17 protein-coding genes are annotated in these 17,190 nt (G+C 67.3%); 15 read left to right on the forward strand and 2 right to left on the reverse strand.

Features of this window, described 5'->3' with window-relative positions:
* The first annotated feature begins 33 nt into the window (after window positions 1-33).
* From AC2EBU_RS14610 to AC2EBU_RS14675, 14 genes are all read left to right on the forward strand, one after another.
* A complete protein-coding gene (locus AC2EBU_RS14610) occupies window positions 34-642 on the forward strand; it encodes an SCO family protein (protein ID WP_484611167.1) in 609 nt (202 codons plus the stop codon).
* Between the two features lie 39 nt (window positions 643-681).
* Window positions 682-1,170 carry a copper chaperone PCu(A)C gene (locus tag AC2EBU_RS14615; protein WP_484611168.1) on the forward strand — a complete coding sequence of 163 codons (489 nt, stop codon included), beginning with the start codon at window positions 682-684 and terminating at the stop codon, window positions 1,168-1,170.
* Window positions 1,171-1,216: 46 nt separating this feature from the next.
* Entirely contained in the window at window positions 1,217-1,621 is a 405-nt protein-coding gene (locus tag AC2EBU_RS14620) for a DUF2946 family protein (protein ID WP_484611169.1), read from the forward strand.
* A gap of 230 nt (window positions 1,622-1,851) precedes the next feature.
* Window positions 1,852-2,193 (forward strand): hypothetical protein, encoded by a 342-nt coding sequence (locus tag AC2EBU_RS14625; protein ID WP_484611170.1) that lies wholly within the window; start codon window positions 1,852-1,854, stop codon window positions 2,191-2,193.
* Window positions 2,194-2,209: 16 nt separating this feature from the next.
* A complete protein-coding gene (locus AC2EBU_RS14630) occupies window positions 2,210-2,839 on the forward strand; it encodes a Crp/Fnr family transcriptional regulator (RefSeq protein ID WP_484611171.1) in 630 nt (209 codons plus the stop codon).
* A complete protein-coding gene (locus AC2EBU_RS14635) occupies window positions 2,836-3,330 on the forward strand; it encodes a copper chaperone PCu(A)C (RefSeq protein ID WP_484611172.1) in 495 nt (164 codons plus the stop codon). Before AC2EBU_RS14630 ends, AC2EBU_RS14635 begins: the two co-directional genes overlap by 4 nt.
* Window positions 3,331-3,348: 18 nt before the next feature.
* Complete coding sequence (locus AC2EBU_RS14640) at window positions 3,349-3,816, forward strand: hypothetical protein (protein ID WP_484611173.1); 468 nt, start codon at window positions 3,349-3,351, stop codon at window positions 3,814-3,816.
* 94 nt (window positions 3,817-3,910) lie between these two features.
* Complete coding sequence (locus AC2EBU_RS14645; RefSeq protein WP_484611174.1) at window positions 3,911-4,882, forward strand: MbnP family copper-binding protein; 972 nt, start codon at window positions 3,911-3,913, stop codon at window positions 4,880-4,882.
* Window positions 4,879-6,090 (forward strand): MbnH family di-heme enzyme, encoded by a 1,212-nt coding sequence (locus AC2EBU_RS14650; protein WP_484611175.1) that lies wholly within the window; start codon window positions 4,879-4,881, stop codon window positions 6,088-6,090. The genes AC2EBU_RS14645 and AC2EBU_RS14650 overlap by 4 nt, the downstream gene beginning before the upstream one ends.
* Window positions 6,091-6,139: 49 nt before the next feature.
* Window positions 6,140-7,315 carry a hypothetical protein gene (locus tag AC2EBU_RS14655; RefSeq protein ID WP_484611176.1) on the forward strand — a complete coding sequence of 392 codons (1,176 nt, stop codon included), beginning with the start codon at window positions 6,140-6,142 and terminating at the stop codon, window positions 7,313-7,315.
* Between the two features lie 64 nt (window positions 7,316-7,379).
* Entirely contained in the window at window positions 7,380-9,473 is a 2,094-nt protein-coding gene (locus tag AC2EBU_RS14660; protein ID WP_484611177.1) for a TonB-dependent siderophore receptor, read from the forward strand.
* A gap of 8 nt (window positions 9,474-9,481) precedes the next feature.
* On the forward strand, window positions 9,482-10,309 hold the full coding sequence (locus tag AC2EBU_RS14665; protein WP_484611178.1) for a DJ-1/PfpI family protein: 828 nt from the start codon (window positions 9,482-9,484) through the stop codon (window positions 10,307-10,309).
* Between the two features lie 69 nt (window positions 10,310-10,378).
* Window positions 10,379-11,158 carry a PhaM family polyhydroxyalkanoate granule multifunctional regulatory protein gene (locus AC2EBU_RS14670; RefSeq protein ID WP_484611179.1) on the forward strand — a complete coding sequence of 260 codons (780 nt, stop codon included), beginning with the start codon at window positions 10,379-10,381 and terminating at the stop codon, window positions 11,156-11,158.
* A 22-nt stretch (window positions 11,159-11,180) separates the two neighbouring features.
* A complete protein-coding gene (locus AC2EBU_RS14675; protein ID WP_484611180.1) occupies window positions 11,181-12,470 on the forward strand; it encodes an FIST signal transduction protein in 1,290 nt (429 codons plus the stop codon).
* 124 nt (window positions 12,471-12,594) lie between these two features.
* Here AC2EBU_RS14675 and AC2EBU_RS14680 read toward each other — a convergent pair whose 3' ends face one another.
* A complete protein-coding gene (locus tag AC2EBU_RS14680) occupies window positions 12,595-13,326 on the reverse strand; it encodes a helix-turn-helix domain-containing protein (RefSeq protein WP_484611181.1) in 732 nt (243 codons plus the stop codon).
* A gap of 169 nt (window positions 13,327-13,495) precedes the next feature.
* On the opposite strand from AC2EBU_RS14680, the gene AC2EBU_RS14685 reads away from it, so the two are divergent.
* The gene (locus AC2EBU_RS14685) at window positions 13,496-15,430 is read left to right on the forward strand and encodes an MFS transporter (RefSeq protein ID WP_484611182.1); all 1,935 of its coding nucleotides are present in this window, start codon (window positions 13,496-13,498) and stop codon (window positions 15,428-15,430) included.
* A 22-nt stretch (window positions 15,431-15,452) separates the two neighbouring features.
* Here AC2EBU_RS14685 and AC2EBU_RS14690 read toward each other — a convergent pair whose 3' ends face one another.
* Window positions 15,453-16,883 (reverse strand): sigma-54-dependent transcriptional regulator, encoded by a 1,431-nt coding sequence (locus tag AC2EBU_RS14690; RefSeq protein WP_484611183.1) that lies wholly within the window; start codon window positions 16,881-16,883, stop codon window positions 15,453-15,455.
* Between the last annotated feature and the right edge of the window lie 307 nt (window positions 16,884-17,190).

A 17,190-nucleotide genomic window follows, 5' to 3' on the forward strand; every position in this document is an offset into this window, starting at 1 on the left:
TTGCCACTTTTCATTGAGTTTTCAGGAGAAAGCATGGCTTTCACCCCCCGGGCCCGGGTTCGCTGGCTGGCGGCGGCGCTGGCGCTGCCTATGCTTGGTTGTGACCGCTCGGCAAGCACGCCGGCGGTCCGGTTTCGCGGTCTGGACCTGACCGGGGCGGCCTACGGGCGCGACTTTCGCCTGAACGACCCCGATGGCCGCGAACGCACCCTGGCGGACTTTCGCGGCCGTGCGGTGCTGCTGTATTTCGGCTTCACCCAGTGCCCGGACGTCTGCCCCACCGCGCTGATCCGCGCCGCCGAGGTGCGCAAGCTGCTGGGCGCCGACAAAGACAAGCTGCAGGTGGTCTTCATCACCGTGGACCCGGAGCGCGACACCGCGCCCATGCTGCGCGAGTACACCGCGGCGTTCGACCCGTCGTTCCTCGGCCTGTCGGGCGACCTGGCCCGCACCCGGGAAACCGCCGACGAGTTCAAGGTGTATTACAAGAAAGTGCCCACCGGCAGTTCCTACACCATGGACCACTCGGCGCTGTCCTACGTGTTCGACCCGCAAGGTCGCCTGCGACTGGCCATGCGCCATGAGCAGACCGCCGACGACTACGCCCATGACATCCGGCTGCTTCTTGCGCAGAACGGCTGAGCGGATGCACACTGTGTTTTTTTTGTAAAAGGAGCCCCCATGAAACGTTTTGCCCTCACCCTCGCCACCCTCGCTGTGGCGGCCGCCGCCCAGGCCCAGGTCACCGTCAAGGAACCCTGGGTGCGCGCCACCGTGCCGCAACAGAAAGCCACCGGTGCCTTCATGCAGCTGACGGCAGCCCAGGATGCCAAACTGGTCGCTGGCAGCTCACCGGTGGCCGGTGTGGTGGAAATCCATGAAATGGCCATGGACAACAACGTGATGAAGATGCGCCAGGTGGCCGGCGGCCTGGCGCTGCCCGCCGGCAAGGCGGTGGATCTCAAGCCCGGTGGCTACCACGTCATGCTGATGGACCTGAAAGGCCAGATCAAGGATGGCGACACCGTGCCGGTGAGCCTGGTTTTCGAAGGCAAGGACGGCAAGAAGCAGACGGTGGAGATCAAGGCCCCGGCCCGCCCGCTGAACGCAGCGGCCAAGACCGACCCCAGCCAGGGTGGTCATGCCGGCCACGCGGGCATGAAGCATTGAGCGCCACACGCCTGCTGCCCTGACCCCGGACGCTGCAACATCCGCCGTGAACACCCTGCGCCGACACCGCCCGTTGACGTGGCTCGCCATCCTGGCGATTGCGTTGGCAGCCTGTCTGCCAACGCTGTCGCGTGCCTTGTCCGCGCCTGCAGCCGGCCAGGCAGCCTGGCTGGAGGTGTGTTCTGCCGCAGGCATGCGGTGGGTGTCGCTTCAAACCGGGGAAATCCGATCGCAGGCACCGCCGGCGCAAGGAGACTCCAGCCAGCCTTGGCTCGATGCTTGTCCCTACTGCGTGCTGGCGGCGGAGCGGCTGGCACCGCCCCCGACCCATCCTTCTCTGGCGTTTGCCCTTGGTCGCCCGGTCGTCCCCGGTCTGACCGGGGCAGCGCCCCTTCTTCCGGAGCCGCCCGCATTTCAGCGGGCACGCGGCCCCCCTCTCACCCTCTCCTGATCCGTTCGGTGTCTGCGCCATCGTGTCGATGGCGCGTTCCGGCACCGCCCCCGGTGTTCGCCGGCCCTCGCGCCGGCATCTGAAGGAATGGTTCCTTCAGGTTTTTTCAGGAGTGTTTCGAATGAAAACTTTGGAATTTCTGGTGCGTGCGGTCACGCATCTCAATATGGGCGCCACGCTCGCGTTGGTGGCATGGCTTGCTGCGCGCGTGCCGGCAGCGGGAGGGTGACATGCGCTATTCCGACCCTGACCGGGCACGCAACGGTGCCTTGTCCAACCGGCGCATTCTGGTGTTTTTGGGCGTTCACGTGACGGCGGTTTTTGGTATTGCCGTTGCCGCCGCAATTGCCGGTGCCGAGGCCCCGGTCTTGCCCCTGCGCGCAAGCGACTATGCGCATGCGCAAACCCCGTCGACATCGCGTCCGGAGTCACTTTCGACCAGCCTGGCCAGGCTGAGCAATCGGCCGGATCCCGGGGCCGTTCCCGCCTGGGTTCAGGAACGCCGCGCGCTGGATGCGCCCAGCGGCTGGAGCGAAGGCTCCGGTGGACGCATTGTGCTGCACGTACGCTGAAAAGGAGGTACCCCTTATGACCAGTCTTCAATCTCCGATCGTCATCCCCCAATCTCGTCGTCCTCCTGCGACCGCGCGGCGCACCGTTTTCCGAGGCGAGGCCGCCATCGAGACCGGCCAGCGGGCCGGGCTCTGGCGCATGGAACGCGGGGTCTGCCTGATCGAACGCCCGACCCGCGACGGGCGTGACGTCGTGGCCCTGGCCCTGCCGGGCGATCTGATCGGGGTCGAATCCTTGCTGGGTGAGGCGGCGGCGTTTGGTGCCACCGCCCTGCTGGACGCCGCCCTGTGTGCCTGCGACCAGGCGGGCGAAAGTGATCTGGCCGGCGTCCTGGGTCACGCAGTCCGTCAACAGCAGCGGCAGTCCTTGGAGATGGCCGAGCTGCGCAGCGGCCCCGTGGTCGAACGGCTACAGCATCTGCTGCGTTTGCTGTCGCGGCCCCACGTGCGCCGCGAGACCCTCCTGGATCGCAAGGAATTGCCCACTTTGCGTGACATCGCCCAGATCGTCAATTCGGCACCGGAAACGGTCTGCCGCGAGCTCAATCGTCTGGTGCCTGCGCGCCCGCGGGCGCCGCGGATCGCATCGCCGGCGCCCTGGATGACGGCACCGGCCGGATTCGGCGGGACGTTGGTGGCCGCATGAGCGGACTATCGAACCTCGCGTCGCGTCGTCTGGCGGCGGGGCTCGCTGCAGCCCTCTTGACGGCCACCCCGGCGGCCTTCGCACATGGCTTTCGGATCGGTGACCTTGAAATCGACCACCCATATGCGGTGCCCAGCATCGCCGGGGCGCCGAACGGCGCGGCGTACCTTCGTGGCATCCGCAATGCCGGCGACCGGCCCGACCGGCTGCTGGGCGCCGCCACGACGGTGGCGACCCGCGTGGAGTTGCATCGCATGGTGCTGGACGGCGACGTAATGCGGATGCGTGCGGTGGACGCGGTCCCGTTACCACCGCGCGCCATGACGTCTCTTCGGCATGGCGGCGAATACCACCTGATGCTGATCGACCTGAAGCAACCGCTCAAAGACGGCGACCGTTTCGACCTGACCCTGCGCTTCGAGCGGGCGGGTGAGCGCGCGGTGAAGGTCTGGGTGCAGACACCCCGCGACGCAACCACGCACCGGCACTGATCGCCGGACCACCTCCCGATGACCCGAACAACATCACACCGGATATCCTGGCACGCGCCCCGCGTGGGCCGTGGGCGCGGCCGCACCATCCGCTGGCTGGTGTTGTCGATGCTGTTCTCTGCGTTGCAGGGGGTGCTGGGCGCCTGGGTGGTGTCCTGGATCGCGGGCGACGCCCCGGTGGCTGAAATCTGCACGCCCCAGGGTTTGCAGTGGGTCCGGCTGGACGCGGTGGTTCAGACGCCCGACACGACGACCGGTACGGGTACGGACGACAACCGGGCGCCCGGCGCGGAAATGACCTGCGTCTGGGCACTGGCCCACGTCAGCCTGCCACCGATCCCGCGGCTGGGGCTGGTGCGGACGCCGCTGGCCGCCGACCGCAGCGCCATGCCAGGCCTGGCATTGGCACGCCCCCACGGTCAGGACGGACCCGCGCGCGTGCTGCTGATGGCGCCGATGCGGGCCCCGCCGGCTCCGGCGGCCTGAATCCACGTTTCCCCACTTTTTGTGCATCCGGGACGCGGCGGCGGGTTGCCGCCATGCGCGGGTGCGCCCCCCAGTCCTTTTACGAAAGACAGACATGAAATACAAACTTTTGATCTCTTCGCTTCTGACCACCCTGACGGCCGGCCTTCTCGTGGCCTGCGGTGGTGGTTCGGACCCCGACAAAACCGTCTCCATCTCGTTCGCGGCACTCAACGGCACCACGCCCGTGGCCTGCGGCACGTCGGTCACCGGCATGGGCTCGACGGCCGTGACGGCCGCCGTCAAAGACCTGCGCTTTTACATCACCAACCTCAAGCTGGTGAACGACAAGGGCGAAGCCGTGGCCGTGAAGCTGGACGCCAACAGCTGGCAGCTGACGCAGGGCAGCGAAACCGTGTCGCTGATTGACCTGGAGAACGCCACCGGCACCTGCAGCACGGCCAGCAACACCACGGCCACCAACGCCGTCATCACCGGCACCGTGCCGGCGGGCAACTATGTGGGCCTGAAGGCCAGCATGGGTGTGCCCGAGACGCTGAACCACAGCGCCATCGCGGGCGGTGTGGCCCCGCTGGACAATGCCGCCATGGCCTGGTCCTGGCAGTCGGGCCGCAAGTTCGCGAAGATCGAACTCGACCCGGTGGGCGGCATCCTGAAGACGGTGGCGGCCACCTCCAGCACGGCGGCGGTGACCAGCACCATCACCACCTTCAACTTCCACCTCGGCTCGACCGGCTGTACCGCCAAGCTCGACGCTGCAGGCGCGGTGGTGAAAGACGCGGCGGGCAACACGGTCTACACCTGCACCAACCCGAACGTGATGGACTTCTCGCTGGCGTCCTTCAACATGGACACCCAGAAGGTCGCGCTGGACATCGGCAAGCTGTTCTCCACCACCGACATCACCAAGGAAAACGGCGGCGCAGCGGGTTGCATGTCGGGCGCCACCGATCCGGAATGCCCGACCATGTTCTCGCAACTGCAGGTCAGCTTCGGCAGCGGCTCCACCGGTTTGCCGATCGCGGGCGGCGCGGCACAGCAGATCTTCAAGGCTGTCGCGAAATGATCCGGCGCCACCGCGGATTCATGCTGAAGCTGGCGGTGGCCGGCGCCCTGGCCGGGGCGCTGGCCGGTGTCGGGTGCGGTGGCGGTGGCGGCGTCACCATCATCGAAACCGGTGCCGGCGCTGGTGGCGGAACCGGGTCCGGTGGCGCCGCGGGCGCCTGGACCTGGTCACTGCCGGCCGGTTTCCCGACCCCGGCGGTTCCGGCCGACAACCCCATGTCCGAGGCCAAGGTCGACCTGGGCCGCTTCCTGTTTTTCGACCGCCGCCTGTCCGGCAACGGCACCCAGTCGTGCGCCAGCTGCCACCAGCAGGACAAAGCCTTCACCGATGGCTTTGCCACCTCGCGCGGCTCCACCGGTGAGTTCACCCATCGCAACGCCCAGCCCCTGGCCAATGTGGCCTACAGCCCGATGCTGACCTGGGCCAACCCCTCGCTGCTGACGCTGGAAAAGCAGATGGAGGTGCCGCTCTTCGGGGAAAACCCGGTGGAGATGGGCATCAACGACGGCAACAAGGCCGAGGTGTTGCAGCGCATCGCGACCCAGTCGCTGTACCAGACCAAATTCAGCGCCGCCTTTCCGGGCGAAGCGTCACCGGTCCAGTGGGCCAATGTGGTCAAGGCCATTGCCAGCTTCCAGCGTGCGCTGATTTCCGGCAACAGCAAGTACGACCAGTTCATCGCCGGCAAAGGCACGCTCACGCCCACCGAACTGCGGGGCATGAACCTGTTCTTCGGGGAAAAGGCCGAATGCTTCCATTGCCACGGCAGCCCGAACTTCAACGACCAGTTTGTCCACGCAACCACGCGGGTGCTGGAGACGCCCTTTCACAACACCGGCCTGTACAACATTGGCGGCACCGGGGCTTTCCCGGAACCGAATCGCGGCGTGTTCGAGCTGACCGGACTGCCCAAGGACATGGGCATGTTCCGCGCCCAGAGCCTGCGCAACATTGCCGTGACGGCGCCCTACATGCACGACGGCAGCATCGCCACGCTGGAAGACGTGCTGGACTTTTATGCCGCCGGTGGCCGCAACATCACATCGGGACCTCACGCCGGTGACGGGCGCAAGAACCCGCTCAAGAGCGACCTGATCACGCTCATCACCCTCGATGCCCAGGAAAAAGCCGACCTGGTGGCCTTCCTCAAAACCCTGACCGACCATGACTTCCTCACCAACCCCAAGTTCGCCGACCCGTTCAAATAAGACAAGGTCAGGGAGCATTGCTGCTTGGCGCGGGCGGGCCACGGCGGCCGTGGCCCTGGCAACGCTGGCGCTGTTGCCCGGCATGGTCCGGGCCCACGGCGAAACGGCCGACGAAATCCCGGCCGAACCCGGCTGGCGTGTCGCGGCGTCGGCCGCCCTGTCCGTGCTGGACGCCGGCCAGGCGCTGCCGTCGCAGAAGCTCGCCGGCTTTTTGCTGCAGGGCGACGCCGGCATGGACCGTCGTAACGGACGGCTTGAGCACGGCACACTGAGCGCCGGCTGGCGCCTGACCCCGTCGTTCGGTGCCCACGTGGCCGTGGGCAAACACGGCGCCGACCCGCACCACACCGAGGCTGCCTGGGTGCAATGGCAGGACGGCGCGCGCTGGTCGTTGGGGGCCGGGCGGCGACGGCCGTCGCTGGGCCTGGTCATCGGCGCGGCGGGCCACTTCGACCGCTTCGGCCTGCTGCCCCTGGCCAAACAGGGTACGCTGGGCCATGACTGGATCGACGATGGCGTCGAAGCCGGCTGGCGGGGCATGGCGGCCGATGCCGATGTCCGGCTGGACGCGGGCGTCTGGCGCGGACGCAGCTGGCCGGCTGGTGGCGACGGGCCGGCGGCCCTGGCCGTGCATGCTGGGGCGGTACGGGGTGACTGGACGCTGGACGCCTTCTGGGCCTACACGCGCCCCGAGGGCCGCGGCACCCGCACGTCGGGCGCCGGTGGCGGTCACACCCACAGCGCGCCGGTGTGTGACGCCGCGCTGGTCCAGGTGGCCTGTTTTACCGGAAAGGCGCAGGTCGCCGGTGCCAGTGCCCGCTGGCTCAGCCACGACTGGCCGCTGGAAGTGACCGGTGCGCTGCTTTGGCACCGTGACCGCGGTTCGCTGGAGTCGCGCAACGGTCTGGCGGCCTACCGCGGCGATACCGCAGGGGGCTGGCTCGACCTGGTCTGGACGCCTCAGGCGGCCTGGGAAGCCGGTCTTCGCCTGGAGCGCCTGAGCAGCCGCCAGCGGCTCGAAGGCGCTGGCGCCAGTCTGCTGGCCGCCGAGACCGGCCTCACCGCCTACCGGCCCGCCAACCGGGCTGCGCTGATGCTGGGCTGGGTGCCGAACCGGCAGGTTGCCATCCGCCTGGAAGCGGGCACCGAGTCCGCTGCGGGCCAGCGCGTCCGCTTTGCAGCCGTGCGTGCCGTATTGACCCTCGAAAAGGCTTCCACCCGCTGAAAGCCCCCGCCGCCCCCCGGCGGCCGTCCATCCATTGCTTTGACACCACCACCAGGAGACACCCATGACACACTTTCCCCGCCTTTGTGCGGTCGCCGCTGCCGTGGCCACGCTGGCGCAAGCCTACGCCCAGGACAGCACGCTGGCGCCGGTCGACATCCGTGCCGCGCGTGAGACCTACCGGCAACCCGCCGTGAGCGCCGCCACACGCGACGCCGTGCCGCTGGAGCAGCTTCCGCAATCCGTGGTGCCGATTCCGCGCAAGCTGATCGAGGACCAGGAGGCACAGACCGTGCTGGAGGCCTTGCGCAACGCCAGCAGCGTGCGGCCCCCCGAAGCCCGCGATTTCTACAACGTTCAGACCAAGGTGCGTGGCTTCAACGCCGCGAACCTGATCGACGGTGTGGCCATGCCCAGCCTGTTCTCCAACCTCGAAAGCACGGTGTCGGTGGAGTCCATCGAAGTGCTCAAGGGACCGGCGCCCGCGCTGGCCAGCGGCGGCCAGGCCGCGGGCGCGCAGGGCTTTGTCGGTGGCGCGATTGCCATCACCACCAAGTCACCCGAGCCGGTGGTTCGGCGGGAGGTCGGTCTGCGTGTCGGCAACCATTCCGAGCGCGGTGTCTGGGCCGACCTGAACCAGCCGGTCAGCGACGCACTGGCGGTGCGGCTGGTGGCGGAATCGCATGAAGTGGGCAGTGAAACGGCGGGGGTTGTCTTCAAGCGCCGTGCGCTGTTTCCCAGCCTCAGACTCAAACCTTCGGCGGACAGCGAACTGCTGGTCAAAGCTCGCGTGTCCCGTCTGGAGACACTGGATTACAGTGGCCTGCCACCCGAGGGGACCCTTTTGCCGACCTTGTGGACGGTGCCGCGCGGCTTCAATGTGACCGCCGCCGGGCAGCCGCCGTCGACGAGCGAGGTGGACAGTCTCAACGTGAGGTGGACGCAGAAACTTGCCGGAAGCTGGGCCTACGACGTGCAGGTCTCGCGGGTGTCCTCCCGGCTGGACCAGAACGGCGTCTTCACGGACGATTTCTTTGCGCCCAATCCCGGCCCGTTCTACTTTCTCACCGGTCTGAACCTGACGCAGAAAGCCGTCACCACCGGCGCCAGTGCCACGGTCCGGGGTGAAGTCGATGCGGCGGGGGTGCGCCACAAGCTGACTTTCGGTCTCGATCTCGATCGCACGACCGACTACGGCTACATGGCTGGCCCGCTGGGCGGGCTCGGGCTGTGGGACATCACCAACCCGGTGGCGCCAGCGTGGATCGCCCCGGTGCCCAACCTGCCGGGTGCCCAGGACAACCGGTACCGTTCTACCGCCCTGTTTGCGCAGGACCGTTTTACCGTCGGTCAGCGGCTGCACCTGTTGGCCGCCCTGCGCTACACCCGGATTCGAGCCGACAATCAATGGCCGGACTTCGGCGTCAGTGCGTTGACCACCAACAGCAAATTCACGCCGCGCCTGGGCGCTGTGTACGACTGGTCTCCCCAGGTATCCACCTTTGCCGGGTACGGCGAAGGCATGTCGGTACCGACCAACGGCATCTACGCCAGACCGCCCAGACCGGAGCAATCGCGCCAGTTCGAGGTGGGCCTGCGCCTGAAGAATCTCGGCGGCTGGTATGCGAGCGTGGCGATGTTCGACCTGCGCCGCCGCAATGTGCCCATCGCCGATCCGCTGATGCCGTTCCAGAGCATCCAGTCGGGCGAGCAGCGATCCAGTGGCCTGGACGCCGACTGGCGGTACGAGGCCAGCAAGTCGCTGACCTTCCTGGGACATTTCACCCGGCAGAACCCGCGTGTGACACAGGACACCACCATCCCTGTCGGCAACCAGCTGTTCAATGTTCCCAAGACTTCCGCCAGGCTGGCTGTGCGACACGACTGGCGCGAAGGGGCGCTGCGTGGCCTGGGTATTGGCCTGGGTGCCACGTACCGATCTGCCTTGCCGGGCAACAGCGCCAACACGTTCTTCACCCCGGCTTCCACGGTCTGGGACGCGCAGCTGTCCTGGCTGGCCGGGCCGGCCCGGTACTCCCTGGCCATTTCCAACCTGACTGACCGCAAAACCTGGGAGCCTTCGGCCTACTTCAGCGGCAACCATGTGATTCCGTCGGCGCGCCGCCAGGTCACCCTGGGTGCGAGCTTCTCGTTCTGAGGCAGGCCATGCAACGACGCCAGTTCCATGCGGCTCTCGCGGCTGCCCTGACGGCCGCCACCGCCTCCGCGCCTGCGCAGACGGCAACGGCCGCGCGCCCGCCTGCGGCGGAGCCCGACCACGACATGAGCAGCATGCCCGCGCACTGGATGGGCCGCGAGCAGATCGCGATGCTGGTCTACCCTGAGTTCACCGCGCTGGACCTGGTGGGCCCGCAGTACATGTTTGCCAGCCTGATGGGGGCCACGGTGCACTTGGTCGGCGCCACGCGCGAGCCCGTGCGCAGCGACACCGGCCTGGTGTTTGTGCCGTCGATGACTTTTGACGAATGCCCCTACGAGTTGGACGTCCTGTTTGTGCCCGGTGGCTCGCGTGGCACGCTGGCAGCCATTCGGGACGAGGCCACGCGCATCTTTGTGGCTGACCGCGGGTCGCGGGCGAAACTGGTGACCAGCGTGTGTACCGGTTCCCTGTTGCTGGGCGCCTGTGGTCTCTTGCGGGGTTATCGGGCCACGTCGCACTGGGTGACGCGCGACCTGTTGCCGCTGGTGGGCGCCACTGCGGTGGATGCACGGGTCGTACGCGACCGCAACCGCATCACCGGTGCGGGCGTGACGGCGGGCCTGGATTTTGGCCTGTCCATCGTCGAGCAATTGCGTGATCGCGAATATGCCCAGGCGGTGCAGTTGCTGGCGGAGTACGATCCCCGCCCGCATCTCCAGGCCGGGCATCCCCGTCGCGCGCCGGCGAAGGTCCGCCGGATGATGCAGGCGATGTTCACTGACTTTCACGCCCGCACCCGCGACGAACTGACACTGCAATTGCAGCGGCGGTGATTCGCCAACTGCCCGGTCTTGGGTTAAGCTGGGAATGTTCAAAGACCTTTCATCGCGCGGAGACACAGAATGAGCGACCCCACACAAGCGTTCGGTTTCGGCAAGTTCGTGCCGGGTTTCGAGTTTCTGCAGGGCCTGGCCAATTCGGCCGTGAAAGGCGCTGCCCAGGGCATGCCCCAGATCCCGCAACTGCCCAACCTGTCCAACTGGGTGGCGCCGACCATCAACGTTGAAGAGCTGGACAAACGCATCACCGAACTCAAGGCGGTGCAGTTCTGGCTGGACCAGAACGCCAACGCCCTCAAGGCCACCATCCAGGCGCTGGAAGTGCAGAAAATGACCCTGGCCACCTTGCAGGGCATGAACTTCAACATGGGTGATGTGGCCAACGCCTTCAAGCTCAAGGCGGCCGACACCGTGGTTTCCGGCGTGCAGAAGGTGACCGAGACGGCCGCCGGCGCGGCCGGTACGGTCTCGGGGGTGGCCTCGGGGATGGCGTCGATGGCCAGCGACGCGGTCAAAGCCAGCAAGCGGCCGGCCGCTGGCCGGGACAAATCGGCAGATTCGGGCAAATCGGCCGTGGCAGGCGTGATCGACCCGATGCAATGGTGGGGTGCGCTGTCGCAGCAGTTCCAGCAGATTGCCGCCAACGCCATGAAGGATGCGGCCCGGCACAGTGCCATGGACACCACCCGCTCGGTGGCCGAGGGGCTGACCAAGTCGGCGGTGAAAGCGGCCACCGGCGCGGCCAAGGCCCCGGCCAAAGTCGCCCGCAAGGTGGCCGCCAAGGCGCCCGCCAGCCGCAAGAGCGCGGCGGGCAAACCGGCGGCGCCGCGCACGCGGGGCTGACGGTTCGCCGGCGGCCCCTGCCGTGCCCCATCCGTTTCTCTGTGGCCACGCGACCCATCCGCGCTGGGATCTGGCGGTGGCGTTGGTGCTTGCGCAGTTGCAGGCGCAGCGGCAGACGCTGACGCGTCGGGGCGTTTCGTCCACGCCGAACCTGGGCCTGGTGTATCTGACCGACGCCCTGAGCCCACACGCGGCCGACATACTTGATGAATTGTCGGCCCAGCTGCCCGAGGTGATCGACTGGGCCGGTGCGACCGGCCAGGCCATTGCGGCGACGGGTGTCGAGTACGTGAACGAACCGGCCCTGGTGGTGCTGTTGTGTGACTTGCCGCCGGACCAATACCAGGTGTTCTCCGGTGTTGCTCCGCTGGGCCACCGCTTCGATGCTGAAACGGCCCTGGTCCATGCCGACGGGGCGACCCCCGACATCGCCGACCTGGTTGCCGAAATGGCCGGCCGGGTCGCCAGCGGCTACCTGTTCGGCGGGCTGTCGTCGGGGCGGGACGGCGGACGGCAACTGGCCCTGTCGCGCGCGGGCACCGTACCGGGGCAGGCGCGTGTGCGGGGGGTGTTTGCCGGCGGGCTCAGTGGTGTGGCGTTCGGCCCGGGGGTGTCGGTCCTGTCGCGGGTGACACAGGGTTGCCGGCCACTGGGGCCGCCGCACCGGGTTACCGCCGCGGAAGGGCCGGTGGTGCTGGCGCTGGATGGCCAGCCCGCGCTGGCGGTCTTGCTGGGCAGGCTGGGGGTGTCGCTGGCCGACGATCCGCATCTTCGGACGGCCGCGCTCGATGCGCTGCGCGCCACCCTCGTGGGCCTGCAGGACCATGCCGACGACCGCAGCCCCCGAACCGGCCATTTCGGAGAAGACGTGCGCATCCGGCATCTGGTCGGCATCGATGTCGGCCGCAAAGCGGTGGTGGTTTCCGACCGGGTTTCGGTTGGACAGGGGCTGAGCTTCTGTCACCGTGACGCCCGCGCCGCGCGGGCCGATCTGGTCCGCATCTGCGCAGAAATCCGCGAAGAGCTGGAGTCTCCCTCCGAGGCCCTGCACCCAAGCGGCACAGCGCGCGCAGGCCGCGATGGCGATGCCGCGGGCAGTGCGCCGGGCGCGGCGCGGCAGGCGCTGGGCGCCGTCTACGTCAGCTGCACCGGCCGTGGTGGTGACCATTTCGGCGGCCCCAGCGCCGAGTTGCAACTGGTTCGCCAGGTGCTCGGGGATGTCCCGCTGGCCGGTTTTTTTGCGTCCGGCGAGATCGCGCACCACCGCCTGTACGGCTACACCGGGGTGCTGACCGTATTCACCAGCGGCTGAGTGACGGGAAAGCAGGGTCCGGGTGCCTCGCGGCCGCGTCGGGGTAGCCGTTTCAAGCGTTTTTGGCCCATACCCAGCGTAAAAAGGTCGAATGTTGCTATGAAATCAGGACCAACGGACGCGATCACCGCCGCAGCGCGGTGAAGGCTTCGAACTCCCAGCTGCGCATGGCCAGTACCAGGGTGTAGCCCTCACGGTCTTTTTCGGCGAGTTTCTGGTCCGTCTGGTGCTGCTGGGCAAAATCCTGCGCGACGCGTTGCAGGCGTTCGAGGAACACCGGCGCCAGCGCCCGGCTGACCGAGCCATGCACCAGCATCACCCCCTCGCCGGCGCCATCGAAGCCGCCGGCGAAATAGTCCAGCAGTGCGTGCTCTCGAAAGTAGTTCATCACCGGCCCGTGCGGGCGCCAGCGAAAGGTCTTGGCCAGCTTGAGCCGGTAGCGGTTGAGCGGCCGCAACTCGATGATGCCGATGCGATCGAGCTGGACCAGATATCTCACACATTCGGCCTCGCTGAGACGGTACGCGGCCGTGATCTGCTCCAGCGTCCACTGGCTGAGCACACAGATGGCCACCAGCAGCAGCCGCTTGTCGGCGACCACCGCGCGTTCCTGCTCGGCCGTCATTTCCTTGAGCAAGGGCTGGGTGTCGGCGACCCGCCGCGCCAGTTCGGCAAAGTCCAGCTTGAGCGCCCGGCAGATCGCGTCCACCCGTGCCAGCGACATGTCACCGCGGGCCAGCATGCGTTTGACGCTGCTCTCGGCCATGCCCAGGGCCTGCGCCAGGTCGGCATACGTCATCTGGGCGGTCTTGAGTTCCTGCTTGATGGCACGAACCAGGTCCAGGGTGGTGCTCATGATTGATCGGGTATCGTGATTCGATACTGTGTGGTGGCGTTGCGGAGACTGTATCGGAATATCGCCCCCTTGGGCGCAAAAGGCGCGACAGTGCGGGCCAGGCACCGCGCCGCCCACCGGCGCGGTCCTATGATCCCACCCGTTTTGCCCTGTTTTCCGGAGCACCCCCATGAACGCTGCCGCTGTCTCTGCCGATGTGCCCTCCACGTCCGCCAGCAATCAGTTTGCCTTGCTCACGCAGAGACGCTTTGCGCCGTTTTTCTGGGTGCAGTTTCTGGGGGCGGGCAACGACAACGTGTTCAAGTTTGCCTTTACCGTGCTGGTGACTTACCAGTTGCAGGTCAGCTGGCTGCCGCCGGCCATGGCCGGGCTGGTGATCGGGGCCTTGTTCATCTTCCCGTTTCTGCTGTTCTCGGCCACCAGTGGCCAGTTGGCCGACAAATTCCCCAAGGAGCGGCTGATCCGCCTGGTCAAGGATCTGGAAATTGTCATCATGCTGCTGGCCGGTTACGGTTTTCTGCAGCAGAACGTGCCGGTTTTGCTCAGCTGTGTGTTCCTGATGGGCTTGCACAGCACCCTGTTCGGACCGGTCAAGTTTGCCTACCTGCCCCAGCACCTGAGTGAGCGCGAGCTCACCGGCGGCAACGGCATGGTCGAGATGGGTACCTTTGTGGCCATATTGCTGGGCAACGTGGCCGGGGGGCTGCTGATTGCCATGCCGCTGGTCGGTGGCAGCTATGTGGCCGGCGCCTGCCTGCTGATTGCCCTTGCCGGGCGGGTGTGTGCCCAGGGTGTGCCGGTGTCGCCCGCCACCGATCCGGCGCTGCGCATCAACTGGAACCCGTTCACCGAGACCTGGCGCAACCTCCAACTGGCGCACGGCAACATTGTCGTCTTCCGTTCCTTGCTGGGTATCAGCTGGATGTGGTTCTTCGGCGCCGTGTTCCTGGCCAACTTTCCGGCCTTTGCGCGGGATGTGCTTTCGGGCAACGAACAGGTCGCGTCGCTGCAGCTGGTGGTGTTCTCGGTCGGAATCGGCGCCGGCGCGCTGCTGTGCGAAGTGCTCAGCCGCCGCCATGTCGAAATCGGCCTGGTGCCGCTGGGCGCTTTCGGCATGACGGTGTTTTCGGTGGACCTGTACTTCGCCGCCAGCGGACTGGGCGCCAGCAGCGCCATGGGCGCAGCCGAGTTTCTGGCCCGTCCGGCGCACTGGCGGGTGCTGGCCGATCTGGCGCTGCTGTCGCTGTCGGCCGGCATCTACAGCGTGCCGATGTACGCACTGATCCAGATGCGCAGCCAGCCCACGCACCGGGCGCGCATCGTTGCGGCCAACAACATCCTCAACGCGCTGTTCATGATCGCCAGCTCGCTGATGGCGGGCGCCTTGCTGGCCGCGGGCTTGACGGTCACGGAACTGTTTCTGGTCATTGGCCTGCTCAATGCCGTGGTAGCGGCCTACATCTTCCTGCTGGTGCCGGAGTACCTGCTGCGCTTTGTGGCCTGGATCGCCTCGCGCCTGATCTACCGCTTCCGGGTGCGCGGCGACGAGCACATTCCCACCCAGGGCGCGGCGGTGCTGGTGTGCAACCACGTGAGTTTTGTCGATGCGGTGCTGCTGATGGCGGCCAGCCCCCGGCCCATCCGCTTTGTGATGGACCACCGCATCTTCCGCATTCCGGTGCTGGGCGCGCTGTTCAGACTGGCCCGGGCGATCCCGATCGCGCCGCAGAAGGAAGACCCGGCGGTGTACCAGGCCGCCTTCGACCGCGCCGCCGCCGTGCTGCGTGACGGCGACCTGCTGGGCATCTTTCCCGAAGGCGGCATCACCCGCGACGGGCAGCTCCAGCCCTTCAAGGGCGGGATCATGAAAATCCTCGCGCGCGCCGCCGACGACGGTGTGCGCGCCCCGGTGATTCCGCTGGCGCTGACCCATCTGTGGGGCAGCTATTTCAGCCGCATCGAACAGGGCGGCGCCATGGTCCGGCCGTTCCGGCGCGGTTGGTTCAACCGGGTGGGCCTGAACGTGGGAGAGCCTGTGCCGCCCGAGGCCGTCCAGCCGGCGGCGCTGCAGGCGCGGGTGGAGGCCTTGCTGCGGCGGGGCTGAACGCCTGCCGCCCGCCGGGGCCTCACGACCAGCTGGCCAGCTTTCGGTGGATGGTGGACGGGTTGACCTGAAGGGCACGGGCGGCGCGGGTGATGTTGCCGCCGCACAGGCGCAGCGCCTGTTCGATGGTTTCGCGTTCGACAGCGGCCAGCGGGCGGATGGCGGCAACGGCGTCTTCTCCCGCTGCCGGGGCGGGCGTTTCTGCCGCGGCGGGGGCACGGTGCAGGGTACCGGATGTGGCCGGCGCGGCGGGCGCCTCGTGGCTGTCGCGGTAATGCAGCGGCAGCATCTCGACCTGCATCACCGTGTCGTCGTGCAAGGCCACGGCGGCCCGCACCACGTTGATCAGCTCGCGCACATTGCCCGGCCAGGGGTGTGCCAGCAGGGCGGCGCGGGCGGCCTCCGAAAAGCGGGTGAAGCCCTTGTGGTCTTCGCGGCTGTAGCGCTCCAGCATGGCCTGGGCGATGTCGACCACATCGTCACCACGTTCGCGCAGCGGCGGCAGGTCGACCGGGATGACGTACAGCCGGTAGAACAGGTCTTCGCGAAAACGCCCCGCCTGCACCTGGGCGTGCAGGTCGCGGTGGGTGGCGCTGACGATGCGCACATCCACCGTGCGGTGCCGGGTTTCGCCCAGGCGGCGCACTTCACCGGTCTGCAGCGCGCGCAGCAGCTTGGCCTGCACGTTGATGTCCAGCTCGGCGATTTCGTCCAGAAACAGGGTGCCGCCGTCCGCCTCCAGGAACGCGCCGGAGCGGTCGGCGGTGGCGCCGGTGAAGGCGCCCTTGACATGGCCGAACAGCTCCGACTCGATCAGCTCCTTGGGAATGGCGGCGCAGTTCAGCGCGACAAAGGCCCCCTTGGCGCGGTTGCTGCAGCGGTGCACCGCGTCGGCTGCCAGCTCCTTGCCGGTGCCTGATTCACCCCGGATGAATACGGGCGCGCGGCTCTGGGCCACGGTCTCCAGCATGCTGTAGACCGCCCGCATGGGCGCGCTGGAGCCGATGAAGCCGTGAAACTGGCTGCGTTGCACCGGCTCCAGTTGTTCCACCCGGGCCGACAGGGTGGCCGCCTGCAAGGCGTTGCGCAGGGTGATCTGCAGCCGGTCGGGCTCGACCGGCTTTTCGATGAAGTCCATGGCGCCGGCGTGGGCCGCCCGCACCGCGTTGTCCAGAGAGTCCTCGCCGCTGACCACAATCACCGCGCAGTGCGGCCAGCGCGTCACCAGCGCCTCCATCACCTCAAAACCGCTGCCATCGGGCAGGTGGATATCGACCAGCGCCGCATGCCACGGTCCTTGTCCGATCTGGTTGCGCGCCTCGCGCACGGAGGCGGCGGTAACCGTCTCCACCCCCAGGGCCTTGGCCATGGTGCGGTACTGGATCGCCAGCGGCAACACGTCTTCGACGATCAGCACGCGGCAACGGGAAAAGTCGGTCTTGGGGCTACTCATGGCGCCAGCATCGGTCAACGGGGCGCGAATTGCAACACCTGCAAGGCATTTCTCTTGCATTTTGCGTCGGCAGCGAATCCCGTGGATCGGATGGATTTCGCTAAGTAATTGATTCCATTGAACTTTCTCCGCCCGTGCCAGCCTGGCACGGCCTTCGCAGAAAGAAAGCCGTCTGCCACACGGTGTGGCGTCAAACCCCAAACCCTTTACCTGTTACGAATCGGAGAACCCCATGAAAGCTATCAAGACCCTCATCGCCCTGTCCGCCGTTGCCGCCGCTTTCGGCGCCCACGCAGCCACCGCCAGC

The organism is Curvibacter sp. T50 (genome assembly GCF_057219955.1).